This is a genomic window from Gilliamella sp. N-G2 (assembly GCF_002142215.1).
GTDB lineage: Bacteria > Pseudomonadota > Gammaproteobacteria > Enterobacterales > Orbaceae > Gilliamella.
Genome location: NZ_NAST01000015.1, coordinates 1 through 13,732 on the forward strand (window position 1 = coordinate 1; position 13,732 = coordinate 13,732).

13 protein-coding genes are annotated in these 13,732 nt (G+C 35.0%); 5 read left to right on the forward strand and 8 right to left on the reverse strand.

Annotated elements, in window-relative coordinates; genetic code table 11:
* The first annotated feature begins 134 nt into the window (after window positions 1-134).
* On the forward strand, window positions 135-773 hold the full coding sequence (gene nth, locus B6C99_RS08115; protein ID WP_086359383.1) for an endonuclease III: 639 nt from the start codon (window positions 135-137) through the stop codon (window positions 771-773).
* Window positions 774-779: 6 nt separating this feature from the next.
* Entirely contained in the window at window positions 780-1,325 is a 546-nt protein-coding gene (gene smrB, locus B6C99_RS08120) for an endonuclease SmrB (RefSeq protein WP_086359384.1), read from the forward strand.
* A 337-nt stretch (window positions 1,326-1,662) separates the two neighbouring features.
* Here smrB and cgtA read toward each other — a convergent pair whose 3' ends face one another.
* The 4 genes from cgtA to rplU form a co-directional block, all read right to left on the reverse strand.
* On the reverse strand, window positions 1,663-2,823 hold the full coding sequence (gene cgtA, locus B6C99_RS08125) for an Obg family GTPase CgtA (RefSeq protein WP_086359385.1): 1,161 nt from the start codon (window positions 2,821-2,823) through the stop codon (window positions 1,663-1,665).
* Window positions 2,823-3,788, reverse strand: a complete 966-nt coding sequence (locus B6C99_RS08130) for a DMT family transporter (RefSeq protein ID WP_086359386.1) — start codon at window positions 3,786-3,788, stop codon at window positions 2,823-2,825. The genes cgtA and B6C99_RS08130 overlap by 1 nt, the downstream gene beginning before the upstream one ends.
* A gap of 86 nt (window positions 3,789-3,874) precedes the next feature.
* Complete coding sequence (gene rpmA, locus B6C99_RS08135; protein ID WP_034883716.1) at window positions 3,875-4,135, reverse strand: 50S ribosomal protein L27; 261 nt, start codon at window positions 4,133-4,135, stop codon at window positions 3,875-3,877.
* A 15-nt stretch (window positions 4,136-4,150) separates the two neighbouring features.
* A complete protein-coding gene (gene rplU, locus B6C99_RS08140; protein ID WP_034883717.1) occupies window positions 4,151-4,459 on the reverse strand; it encodes a 50S ribosomal protein L21 in 309 nt (102 codons plus the stop codon).
* A 232-nt stretch (window positions 4,460-4,691) separates the two neighbouring features.
* Here rplU and narX point away from each other — a divergent pair, with 232 nt between their 5' ends.
* From narX to B6C99_RS08155, 3 genes are all read left to right on the forward strand, one after another.
* Window positions 4,692-6,497 (forward strand): nitrate/nitrite two-component system sensor histidine kinase NarX, encoded by a 1,806-nt coding sequence (narX, locus tag B6C99_RS08145; RefSeq protein WP_086359387.1) that lies wholly within the window; start codon window positions 4,692-4,694, stop codon window positions 6,495-6,497.
* A gap of 3 nt (window positions 6,498-6,500) precedes the next feature.
* Window positions 6,501-7,154, forward strand: coding sequence for a two-component system response regulator NarL (narL, locus tag B6C99_RS08150; RefSeq protein WP_086359388.1), 654 nt, complete (start codon window positions 6,501-6,503; stop codon window positions 7,152-7,154).
* A gap of 202 nt (window positions 7,155-7,356) precedes the next feature.
* Complete coding sequence (locus tag B6C99_RS08155) at window positions 7,357-8,379, forward strand: DUF4272 domain-containing protein (RefSeq protein ID WP_086359389.1); 1,023 nt, start codon at window positions 7,357-7,359, stop codon at window positions 8,377-8,379.
* A gap of 137 nt (window positions 8,380-8,516) precedes the next feature.
* Here B6C99_RS08155 and cysG read toward each other — a convergent pair whose 3' ends face one another.
* The 4 genes from cysG to nirB form a co-directional block, all read right to left on the reverse strand.
* Window positions 8,517-9,890, reverse strand: coding sequence for a siroheme synthase CysG (cysG, locus tag B6C99_RS08160; RefSeq protein WP_086359390.1), 1,374 nt, complete (start codon window positions 9,888-9,890; stop codon window positions 8,517-8,519).
* A gap of 109 nt (window positions 9,891-9,999) precedes the next feature.
* Entirely contained in the window at window positions 10,000-10,767 is a 768-nt protein-coding gene (gene nirC, locus B6C99_RS08165; protein ID WP_086359391.1) for a nitrite transporter NirC, read from the reverse strand.
* A gap of 22 nt (window positions 10,768-10,789) precedes the next feature.
* The gene (gene nirD, locus B6C99_RS08170) at window positions 10,790-11,122 is read right to left on the reverse strand and encodes a nitrite reductase small subunit NirD (RefSeq protein WP_086359392.1); all 333 of its coding nucleotides are present in this window, start codon (window positions 11,120-11,122) and stop codon (window positions 10,790-10,792) included.
* A gap of 3 nt (window positions 11,123-11,125) precedes the next feature.
* Window positions 11,126-13,648 carry a nitrite reductase large subunit NirB gene (gene nirB / locus B6C99_RS08175; protein ID WP_086359393.1) on the reverse strand — a complete coding sequence of 841 codons (2,523 nt, stop codon included), beginning with the start codon at window positions 13,646-13,648 and terminating at the stop codon, window positions 11,126-11,128.
* Between the last annotated feature and the right edge of the window lie 84 nt (window positions 13,649-13,732).

Here is a 13,732-nt window from a genome sequence, read left to right on the forward strand (position 1 = left end):
ATAAAAATATCTTCATTTTTTTAAATAGATACACTGTTAATAGTTTCAACCTATATAAAAACTCAATATATCCTAAGGTTAAATATCATATAATGTATATAATATTAATTAACTTTTTTTATTTATAAAATATTGTGAAACAATTAACAAGAATAGAAATTTTAGAAAGATTAAAAGAACATATTAAAGATCCTACAACTGAATTGGTATACAAAACACCATTCGAGTTACTTATAGCTGTCGTATTATCAGCTCAAGCGACTGATGTTAGTGTGAATAAAGCAACTAAACCATTATTCGCTATCGCAAATACCGCTGAACAAATTTTGGCGTTAGGCGTCAATAAATTAAAAGATTATATCCGAACCATCGGTTTATATAATAGTAAAGCTGAAAATATCATCAAAACTTGTCAGATTTTGGTTGATAAATACCAAGGTGAAGTGCCTGAAAATTTTGATTCATTAATAGCTCTTCCTGGCGTAGGTAGGAAAACAGCTAATGTTGTTTTAAATACCGCGTTTGGTTGGCCAACTATTGCTGTCGATACGCATATTTTTAGGGTAAGTAATCGAACAGGATTTGCACCAGGTAAAACGGTTGAAGCTGTCGAAGAAAAATTACTTAAAGTAGTTCCAGATGAGTATAAAATAAATTGTCATCATTGGTTAATATTACATGGTCGATATACCTGTATAGCTAGGAAGCCACGCTGCGGATCTTGCGTTATTGAAGATTTGTGTGAATATAAAGAAAAAGTTTATCCAGAGTAAAAATCAATGCCAAATAAATTTAAATTAGAAGATAAAGATATCAACTTGTTTAAAAGTAGTATTGGGAATGCCAAACAACTTAAACAAGATACCGTTATTCATAAACCAGTAAAAAAATCTCAAAAGCTAATTGATAATCAAAAGCTTCAACATGAAAAAGTAAATAATGAGTTTTATTTTTCCGATGATTACCAACCACTTCTACAAGAAGATCCTATTCGTTACATTCGTGAAAATGCGGATAACAATGAGTTAAAAAAATTGCGACGAGGATTTTATTCACCCGAGTTTTTTTTAGATCTACATGGATTAACCCAGCAAGAAGCAAAAAAAGAAATCGCTGCACTTATTGCTGCTTGTTTACGTGAAAATGCCAATTGTGCTTGTATTATGTATGGCCATGGAAAAAACATATTAAAAAAACAAACGCCAATGTGGTTAGCCCAACATCCACATGTAATGTGTTTCCATCAAGCACCAAAAGAATTTGGTGGTAACGCGGCATTATTAGTTTTATTTGATATCAATAATCCATCAGTTAATCTAAGATAATTACTAATAGATATATATAGTAAACAATAAAAAAGCCAGCTTAGTTTTACTAGGCTGGCAAACATTGGAAGCAATGTGAGCAATGTCATACTTTTTTAGAAGTCTTTCGACGCTCTAACAAAGTACAATTGAATGATAATCATTCTCATTATTAAAAGCAAGTTATTTTTTTGACTATTTTCAAAAAAAGATTAAAGTTTATCAATTTAAAATGTATTACTGTATTAACTTTTTGTTTTTATAAACAATATAATTGAAAGGAGCAGGGTGATTTGCCCCTGCTTTTTGGAAAACTTAACTATAAACAAACCATTATAATTAACTTTTGGGAATAGTTTTATTTTTGATAGATAAACTCCACACCCTCTTCATCACTCTCATCCCAATCATCAAAATCATCATCAAATGCATCATCCATTGCTTGTTGATGATAATCATCCCACATAAATTCGACTTTTTCAGGCGATGTTTCCTCTTGTTCTGCCTCTCGAGGATGAGCCGTAATATAATCCATTAAATCCCAACATAATGCTTTTACGCCTTCGTGATTCACCGCTGAAATAAGATAATATTTCTCATCCCAATTTAAAGCTTTCGCAATTTCAGCTGCACGTTTTTCACTTTCATCAGGACCTAATACATCCATCTTATTAAAAACTAACCAACGCGGTTTATTTGCTAATTTATCACTATACTGATGCAATTCTTGAATAATAACTTTCGCATTTTCAATTGGATCAGAACCATCTATTGGTGCTATATCAATTAAATGCACTAATACGCGACAACGTTCAAGGTGTTTTAAAAAGCGAATACCAAGCCCTGCACCATCAGATGCCCCTTCAATCAATCCAGGGATATCTGCAACAACAAAACTTTGTTGATTATCCATTCGCACAACACCCAAGCTAGGTACTAATGTTGTAAATGGATAATCAGCGACTTTAGGTTTAGCAGCTGAAACACTGCGAATAAATGTTGATTTACCGGCATTAGGTAAACCCAACATACCCACATCAGCTAGCAATAATAATTCCAATAATACATCACGTTTTTCACCAGGGGTACCATCGGTTTTTTGTCGTGGAGCACGATTCACTGATGATTTAAAACGGGCATTACCAAGTCCATGAAAACCACCTTTAGCAACCAGAACTTTTTGTTGATGATGTGTTAAATCACCAATAATTTCACCGGTATATTTATCAGTTATACGAGTTCCTACTGGTACTTTAACGGTAATATCTTTACCTCGTTTCCCCGTACAATCAGAACCTTGTCCATTTTGACCACGTTCTGCTCGGTAGTTTTTTTCAAATTGAAAATCAACCAATGTATTTAAGTTTTCATCGGCAATAAAAAATACATCACCACCGTCTCCACCATCGCCACCATCAGGGCCACCTTTAGGTATATATTTTTCTCGGCGGAAACCAACACAACCATTTCCGCCATCTCCGGCTTCGACACGAATTGAAGCTTCATCTACAAATTTCATTATTTGTCCTCTTTCTTTCGGTTAATTAGCCAGCCCTTTCGTGGTTGCCACAAGTAGTGTCCAACCGTTGCAAACATTGCACCAGCGACCACTGATACTGCGCCAATATAACCTAAAATATTTAAATATTGCATTGCAAACTTTTCTGGCCATAGTAAAGCAAATAAATCTGAAAAAATCAGTGCAAAAAGTGGTGTTAATGTGGTTATTGCACTTACTTGTGCTGCTTGCCAACGTTCCATTGCCATCACTAAAGCACCATAGGCAATAATGGTATTTAACCCACAAAAAATAATGGCAAACAATTGACTAAAATCAGCATTAGCAATTTTAGTCGGTGATGCTAGTGGCCATAAAAAGATACTACATATAAGATAAATCAACCAAAGTAGCTGTTCTGCACGTAATTTTCTTAGTAATACTTTTTGTGCTAATGCATAACAGGCCCATGAAACCGAAGCTAATAAAGCCAACCACACTCCTTTACCGTATGAAGACATATTAGCAAAAAGATCGGCTAGATTTTCATTGAAAAATAGCCCTAACCCAATTAACAATATAGTTATACCGATAATTTGAGTGGGTCTTAATTTCTCCTTGAAAATAAAAGCACTTGAAATCATAAATATAACAATACCGGTTTGGCCAACAACTTGCGCTGTAGTTGCAGATAAATACTGAACAGCTGTAGCAAAAAGTGCAAAATTACCCAGTAGGCCAAACCCAGCAATCATCAATAAGATAAAACGGCGACGTTTTTTGAACATAGCTAAATTAGGAAACTGTTTTTTATAAGCCAACCATAGTGTAATACCGATAGCAGAGATACTTAATCGTGACCAAGCTAATGTTAATGGATCAATAACAACTAATGCATATTTCATGGCAATTGGCACCAGTCCCCACATCACTGCAGTTAACATGGCTAGTGCAAAACCTAATTTGACATTTTGCTGTTTTATCATAATGAATTACTTTATATAAATTTCAAGAAATGAAAAAAGCCCCACAATAACTGTGAGGCTTCTATAACTTATGAACCGCGAATTTATTAGCTGTTAGCAACTACACTAACATAACGGCGGTTTTTAGGTCCTTTAACTTCGAATTTTACTTGCCCATCAACTAAAGCGAATAGGGTATGATCACGACCACAACCTACATTAGTGCCCGGGTGGAATTGAGTTCCACGTTGACGAACTAAAATGTTACCCGCAAGAACTTCTTGAGAACCATAACGTTTAACACCTAAACGTTTACTCTGGGAATCACGACCATTACGTGATGAACCACCAGCCTTCTTATGTGCCATTGTTCGATACTCCTATTAAGCGATTGCAGTGATCTTCACATCAGTGAACCACTGACGGTGACCTTGTTGTTTACGATAGTGTTTACGACGACGGAATTTAACAATTTTCACTTTCTCGCCACGACCGTGTTCAACAATTTCTGCTTTAATTGTTGCACCTTCAACAAACGGAGCACCAACTTTGATGTCTTCACCATTTGCTACCATTAAAACTTTATCGAAAACAACTTCTGCACCTGTTTCGACTTCAATTTTTTCCAAGCGAACGACTTGTCCTTCGCTAACTCGGTGTTGTTTACCACCACTTTGGAAAACTGCGTACATACTTAACTCCGCAATAAAAAGCAGACGATTCCTGATTAAAAATATATGTCTGCATTGATTAATCTTATAGGGCGTGAATTTTACGCAAAATTTATGCTTGTTGCAAGCGCTGTTTAATAAAAGATCGCAAAAAGTCACAAAAAAGATCTTAGGCCAGCTATTTTCACGCTACAATATAGTTAAATTATTATTTATTTGCATAATATTTAACGCAAAAATATTGAGTACCTATATGCTAAAAAGAAAATTTCGCTACAGTGCTTCTATTATTAATCGTTTAACACTTTTAATGCTCTTTTTAGGAGCTATGGCATTATTGGCGCTATTTTTGTCAATACAAGTCGCTAATGATACTAAAGGTAGCGCTTATATGATTAATCAATTAGGATTAATCAGAATGAAGAGCTATCAACTTTTAGCAATGACACCTATAGAAAAAAAGGATATTTATCGACTTAACATTTTTAATGATATCCCATCATCACAACAATTAAAATTATTTGAACGTTATCAGTTAATTGATGATTTTAATCAATTACAGTCGCAGTGGTTCAAGCATATTGTTCCGAAACTTCAACAAGCAAACAATATAAATGAGATAAAAAATGAAATTGATAATTTTGTTGCTCACACTGATAAACTAGTTCATCAAATTGATCAAAAGACAGAAAATCAAATCCATTATCTTTCACAATTACAACTCATTTTTATCATTCTAATTGCACTATTTCTTCTGGCACAAATTTACTATTTACGTCGTTATCTTCTTGCGCCATGGCGTAAGTTAATTCATATGGCAGAATCGATTTCGCAACAGAATTTTAGTCAACGCTTTAACAGTAAAACGACCAAAAGTGAGTTTGATTTACTGGGGCAAGCCTTTGATAAAATGGCGGAACAAATTGAACAACAGTATCTGTTGTTAGAAGAGCGCGTCACAGAAAAAACAGCTGAATTACAACAAATCAATAAAATTTTGTCATTTCAATATCAAGCTATCAAGCAACTCCATACCTCAGATCCATTATGTGAGCGCTTTTTAATTATACTTCGTGGACTAGAAGAATTAGTACCATTAACACAGTTTCAAATCCGATTTTATGAATCAGATAACATAGAACATTTTCAACAATTCAGCTATGACAACCAACAAAAACTCCCTTATTGCCAAAATTCAGAATGTAATGCTTGTCTTATTCCTTCAAAATCTTATCAAGAAAATGGTTTTCAGCGCTATTGGTATCTGCAAGAAAAAGGAGAAAAATTTGGCATTTTATTTGCAATACAGCCATCAAAAGTACAACTAGGTACAGAACAAGAAAATTTAATTACTGCTTTAGTTGAACAAATGACTACAGCACTAATGCTTGATAGGCAAATAGAACAACAAAAACAATATCTATTAATGAAAGAACGTTCAGCAATGGCTAGGGAACTACATGACTCGATAGCGCAATCACTTTCTTGTTTAAAAATACATCTTAGTTGCTTACAGATGCAATCGGATTTAACTTCCCAAACCAGTATCGATTTGCTGACGACTATGCGTAAAGAGGTTAATATAACCTACTCTCAATTAAGAGAGTTAATTACCTCGTTTCGCTTACGTCTTAACCAAACTGGTTTTTATGCCAGTTTCATGGAGTTAATTGATGAGTTTAATCAAAAATTGAAATTTACAATTCAGATTGAATATCAATTACCTCTCAATATCATCAATAGCAAATATGCCTTTCATTTACTGCAATGTGTCCGGGAATCTTTAAATAATATCTATAAACACGCCAATGCAACCCAGGTCAAAATAAGCTTAACGATTGATGAGAATCAAATTATTACCGTTAGCATAAAAGATAATGGTATTGGTTTACAAAATAATACACATCAAGATAATCACTATGGTTTAATTATTATGCGTGATAGAGTTGGCGTATTAAATGGCAATCTAGTCATTAATAGTAAGCCTAATATGGGAACAGAAATTGTGGTAACATTTAAAGCAACAAACACAATTCCTTGCAAGATGATAAAAGAGTAACCAATGGATCAAGTTAAAAGTTCAATATTACTTATTGATGATCATCCCATGTTAAGAAATGGGGTAAAGCAACTTATTAACACCATCAATAATTTTGAAATTATCGGTGAAACTGGTTCAGGGATAGAAGGAGTTAAGCTGGCTGAAACACTTGATCCTGATATTATTTTGTTAGATATCAATATGAATGATGTCAGTGGACTAGAAATTCTACGCTATTTACGCGAGAAAAACATTTCAAGCAGAATCATTATGTTTACTGTCTCAGACGCCAAAGAAGATATTATTACCTCGCTCAAAACTGGTGCTGATGGTTATTTGTTAAAAGATATGGAACCGGAAGATTTTCTTAAAGCCTTAAAGGATATTTCGGAAGGGAAAGTCATTATGGATGAAGCTATTTCACATATCATTCTTAATTATATGCGTGATGATAAAAACCAGACAACCAACCAATCCCATGATATCAATTTACTTACCCCAAGAGAACATGAAACATTTAACTTATTAGTGCAAGGATTATCGAATAAACTTATCGCAAAAGAGTTAGATATTGTTGAAAGTACGGTAAAAGTTCATATCAAAAGTATTTTTAAAAAACTCAACTTTAAGTCACGTATGGAAATGACTGTATGGTATTTGCAGAGTAAAGAATAACCTTGGCAATGTATTAATGCCGATTTATATCATATATCCGCTTACACTTTTAATTGGATAGAATATCTAATCCTAATCATTAAAAATTTTCTATAACAACCGTTTTCTTCTACTTGATTCAATTGAAAAACAATATTTATAATTAGTTAAATCAATTAAATTGATTTATTGAACAAAATTAAAAAATAGGATGAAGTTGTAAATGTCTCTATTAGTCAATGCTTACTCTACACTCACAAATCCAACCGCAATTAATTTTAGTTGTAAAAAATTAAATCAACGTGGATTGAACTCACTCAATTTTACAGATCATCTTAATGGTTTTATTGGCTATGTTATGCAAGCAGGTGACGGTGAAATGAATTCCCGCCGTTATGAACTTTATCGACATATTCAAAAAACTAAACATCAGTTTACGTTTGAAATAGAAGAAAATCAATTTAATGAACTAGCGCATTGGGCTGAGCAGGCTAATGTTATTTTATTTATCCCCGATGGTACGATTCGCAATCCTAAGATGGATGTTTTACAAGATCCAGATGGAAAATTTGATATAAATGTTAAAATGCCTTATCCGTCAGAAGCATTACAACGCAAAGCAAAAACTGAGCAGTATTTAGCAACGTTAGGATTACATCCGCTTGTAAGCTTACCTCCTGTCGTTGCTGAATCTGAAGTAATACTTAGAACACCCGATGAAGTAAAAAAACGAGCCTTAGCCCTGATGTTAACAGGAATTCAAGCCGAAAGCTTTCGAGAAAATGCCCCATTAGATCCTGAGGAATTCAAAGCGCGTTGTCCGTTAGGGTTTTCTGCTTTATCAAATATTGAATATGATTTTATTCACGCACCTCAACCGCAAGAACAAGATGTTATGAATATGAGTTGGCGCTATGAAGCCTTATTACCACTACAATGGGCACTAAATTGGCAATCAAAATTACCTTTTGCGGATACTTTTTGTAATGTATCTTCATTAGTTGAAACTGGTTTAGAAAATAGTAATCCCGAACTATCTACTTTTACCTTAAGACCAACAAGTGAACTGCTAGATGCATTAGATTTAAATTACCGATTACATTGGCTAGCAAGAGATTGTCGGCTTAATAATAAAACACTACCTGTAGAAATAATGGAAGGCGTTATTCAAGAAAGACAACATGCTTTAAATTGGCTAACAAACTTTGAAAATGCCGATTGGGATGATGTCGATACGCCTTCTTAAATTTTGATAAAAAAGGCAAAGTCGATATTGTTATAAAACACTTTGTAACAATATTTTTTAGTCAAATTGTTTGGAAACAAAAGGCAAGAAAATAAAGAATATTATAAGATATCCTATCATTTCCTTGTCAATTTATACTAATTCTGTGAAAACCAGTTAAGTTTTTCTCGTAATGCCACCACCGGACCAACGATAATTAAACTAGGGCTACGAGCTTGTAAAGCTAGCTGACCAAGTTCGGATAATAAACCATTGATGACTTTTTGCTTAGTAGTGGTACCCTCTTCAACAATAGCAATAGGAGTCTGACCATCCATACCGTGTTTAATTAAATTCGTTTTAATATTTTCTGCTTGCGATAGCCCCATATAAAAAACCAAAGTCTGCTTTTCAGCCGCTAAACTTCGCCAATCAAGATGAGATCCATCTTTTAGATGACCAGTTATTAAACGTACACTATGTGCGTAATCACGATGAGTTAGTGGTATTCCACTATACGCCGAGCATCCAGAAGCCGCAGTAATGCCAGGTACTACCGAAAAAGGAATATTAGCATTGAATAATGTTTCAAGCTCTTCTCCTCCTCGACCAAAAATGAAAGGATCACCACCTTTAAGTCGTACCACTCTCAGGCCCTTTTGTGCTTGTTCCAATAATATTTGATTAATTTGTTCTTGCGGAACACAATGAAAACCGGGGTGTTTACCAACAAAAATTCGTTGCGCGTCTCGTCGAGTTAAATTCATTATTTCTTTTGAGACTAATCTATCATAAACAATAATATCCGCTTGTTGAATTTGTTGAAGACCTTTTAAAGTTAACAATCCTGGATCACCAGGGCCAGCACCAACTAAGACCACTTCGCCACGACAATCCAACGAATCATCAAATAATTCATTAGTTAATGTATCGACATTTTCTGAATCATTATTCACTATTGCTTGAGCTAATCTATCATGAGAAAACAATTTTTCCCAAAATCGTCGACGTTCAGTCATACTTCGGTAAGTTGCTTTTACTTTATTGCGTAAATAACCGGCATATATGGCTAATTTACCAATATGTTGCGGCAATATTGCTTCAAATTTTTCACGTAACAAGCGAGCTAATACAGGAGCATGCCCTTCTGAAGAGATGGCTACCATAATAGGGGAACGATCAATAATTGAAGGCATAATAAAACTTGCATCTTTGGGGGAGTCGACCACATTACAAAAGATACGACGGTTTTCTGCGGTTCTACTAACTTGTTGATTGGTTTTTTGACAGTTAGTTGCAGCAATAACTAACCATTTATTATCTAGCAGTTGCTCGTTAAACTCACTTTTTATTAAAACTAACTGCTTTTGTTGCTGCCAACAGATAAATTGTGGGTTAAATTCAAGTGCATTGACAGTTAATTTTGCACCAGCTTCAAGTAATAATCGAGCTTTACGCTCAGCTATTTCGCCACCACCAACTAATAAACAATCACGATTTTCTAATTTGCAAAATAAAGGTAAATAATCCATACAATTTCAAAACAACCATTAATATATTTTTGATTTAAGAGCAATTTACTGATTGCTAATTACCATACCAATCAGTAAATTGAACAATAAAAACTTCTGTTATTTATAATTAAGGTCGCTCTGATTTAGGTGTTGAAAACCAATATCCTAACCCCATAAATAGTGCGCCGGATACTAAATTTCCTAATGAAACCCATAACAAATTATGACCAATGCCTGCTAATGTGTAAGAATCAGAATGATTACCAAACCAAGAAAGTGAAAATAACGTCATATTGGCAACACTATGTTCATAACCACAAGCAATAAAGGCTAATAAACACCACCATATTGCAATAAATTTTGCTGACCCCTCTACTCGGTTTGCCATCCAAATAGCTAAGCAAACTAACCAGTTACATAAAATTCCCCGAAAGAATAATGCTGTTGCTGGCGCAGATGTTTTTGCCAATGCAGCGGTATGCACAAGCGAAGTATCTGTTGCCAATAATGGACTTGCAGCCCAATAAAACAAAGCGGCCACAAAAATTGATCCAAGCAAATTGCCTAACCATGTTTGTGGCAATACACACCACATTTGACAATGAGTAATTTTTTTAGCCTGCACGCCAAAAGTTAAAAACATGGTATGGCCAGTAAATAATTCTGAGCCGGCAATTACCACTAAAGTTAATGCTATACCAAAGGTTGCCCCCATAACTAAAGGCCTAACGGATGGATCAAGCAAATTACCTAGTGTGAAAATTAATATAATTCCTAAACCAACGTAAGCACCTGCCATAGCAGAACTTAACCAAAATCCAATTGGATTGGTTTTAGCTAGTCGAACGATCCGCGCAGCATTAGCTGCACATTTGTTAATTGTTTCTGTATACATTTTGTATTCCTAATGCGATTAATTAATTAGATTTTATTTGCACAAATTCATCATTATCTACTTTGACTTCATAATGAGTAACAGAATAATCTTCATTTTCAAGACAATAACCATCCTTTAAACGAAAACGCTGTTTTTTAAGAGGACTTGCGACCCATAGCTCATTTTCATGTTCAGCAATAATGCCACGAGAAAGGACGCTGGCATTCGCAAAAGGGTCAATATTACTAATCGCATAAAGCTCATTAGTATTGTAGGGACGAAAAACTGCAACATGTTCTTTGCCGACTAGAGCACATATTCCTGTTTCAGGTAAAATATCTTGTAATTTACAAATAGTAATCCATTGGCTCATAATCTATTCTCCTAACATAGTTTGACGTTCTTCAAGAGTTGCTGGGCGATGTTGATCGCGTTCAGGCACAAATTGAACATTATCATCACGCTTAGAACTATTAACAAAATGGGCAAAACGGATTTGTGCTGCTGGGTTATCCACTGTTTCTTTCCATTCGCAGACTACTAATTGTCGAACCCGATCCATCTCTTTTTCTAGTTCGGCATTAATACCTAACTTGTCATCAATAATCACACTACGTAAATAATCGATTCCTCCTTCAAGATTCTCAAACCAAACGGAAGTTCGTTGTAATTTATCAGCTGTGCGAATATAGAACATGATAAAACGATCTAAATAACGTATAAGCGTCTCTTTATCTAAATCCGCAGCAAGTAAATCAGCATGACGAGGCTTCATACCTCCATTACCACAAACATATAGATTCCAACCTTTTTCAGTAGCAATAACACCAATATCTTTACCTTGCGCCTCCGCACACTCCCGAGTACAACCTGAAACACCAAGTTTAAATTTATGAGGTGCTCTAATACCTTTATAACGATTTTCTAATTCAACCCCAAAACCGACACTATCGCCAACACCAAAACGACACCAAGTACTACCCACACATGTTTTAGCCATACGTAACGCCTTCGCATAGGCATGACCACTTTCAAAACCAGCGGCTATGAGCTCTTTCCAAATAGCTGGAAGATCGTCTTTTTGTGCACCGAATAAACCAATTCGCTGAGATCCGGTGATTTTAGAATACAGATTATATTTCCTTGCAATCTGGCCGATCGCAATTAAGCCTTCTGGTGTAATTTCACCACCAGCACTACGTGGGATAATGGAATAAGTACCATTTTTCTGGATGTTACCTAAAAAAATGTCATTACTATCTTGCAAAGGAACAAGATCTGGTTTAAGAATATAATTATTCCAACATGATGCTAATATTGACCCAATTGTTGGTTTACAAACTTCGCAACCATAACCAGTACCATGTTTTGTAATCACTTCACTGAAAGAAGTTAATCCTTCAACTCGAATAAGATGGAAAAGCTCTTGACGAGAATATTTAAAATGTTCACAAAGGGCATGACTAACTTCAATACCTTGCTTAGCTAATTCTAAATTAAGGATTTGTGTTACTAATGGAATACAGCCACCACATCCAGTACCTGCTTTCGTTTCGGTTTTAATTGCTGCCACCGTATGACAACCAGCATGAATAGCTTGCACAATTTTTGCTTTTGTTACATCAAAACAAGAACATATTTGTGCATTATCCGGTAAAGCATCAGCGCCTAATACAGGTTTAGCTCCGGCATGAGAAGGTAAAATTAAGCTATCAGGATGTTCTGGCAGATCCATATTATTAAGCATTAATTGTAATAAATTACTATAATCTGATGTATCACCAACTAATACAGCACCAAGCAATTTACTATTATCATTTGAAACCACTAATTTTTTATAAACTGGGATATTTTCGTCTAAGTAAACATAACTCCGACAACCTAGTGTCTTCGCTTTGGCATCACCAATACTACCAACATCAACTCCCATCAATTTGAGTTTAGCACTCATATCAGCGCCTTCAAATTTAGCATTTTCGCCGATTAAATGGGCTAACGCGACCTGTGCCATTTTGTATCCAGGGGCAACAAGACCATAAACTTTACCTTGCCAACAAGCACACTCCCCAATCGCATAAATATCGGGATCTGATGTTTGACAATAATCGTTAACAACAATCCCACCACGAGGGCCAATATCAAGCTCACATGCTTTGGCTAATTGATCGCTAGGACGAATACCTGTTGAAAAAACAATAAAATCAATTTCAAGTGATGAACCATCAGAAAATTGCATAATTTTACCTGATGGCGTATGAATAATTTCTTGGGTATTTTTACTGGTATGAACACCAACCCCCATCTCCTCAATTTTTCGACGTAATTGTTCACCACCCATAGAATCAAGTTGCTCTGCCATTAACACTGGCGCAAATTCAACGACATGAGTTTCAATGCCTAAATTCTTTAGCGCCCCGGCAGCTTCAAGGCCAAGCAAACCGCCACCCACTACTGCACCAGTTTTACAATTGCTGGCACAATTACGAATAGCATCAAGATCTTCAATAGTACGATAAACAAAACAATTTGCTCCATCAGCACCTTTAATTGGTGGTACCCATGGATAAGATCCCGTTGCAATAATCAATTTATCATAAGAGATTATTCGTCCTGTTTGTGAATGCACTTCTTTACGTTGTCGGTTAATTAATATAACCCGCTCATTAAGTAGAATATTTATATCATTTTCTTGATATAAACCTTCTCTAACTAAAGATAATGCTTCTGCGGTATGGCCTGAAAAGTAGGACGAGAGATGAACGCGATCGTAAGCAACTCTAGGCTCTTGGCAAAAAATAGTGATGTTGAACTTATCAGCCTGCATTTTCTCGATAATCTCTTCGACAAAACGATGTCCAACCATCCCATTGCCAATAATGACAAGATTGGTTTTACTCATAAAAAGCTCCAAATTTATTTTTAATTCAATTAGTTAATTTTTATCTAATTGATATTTTAAGGAACTTTAACCAGAATATAATTA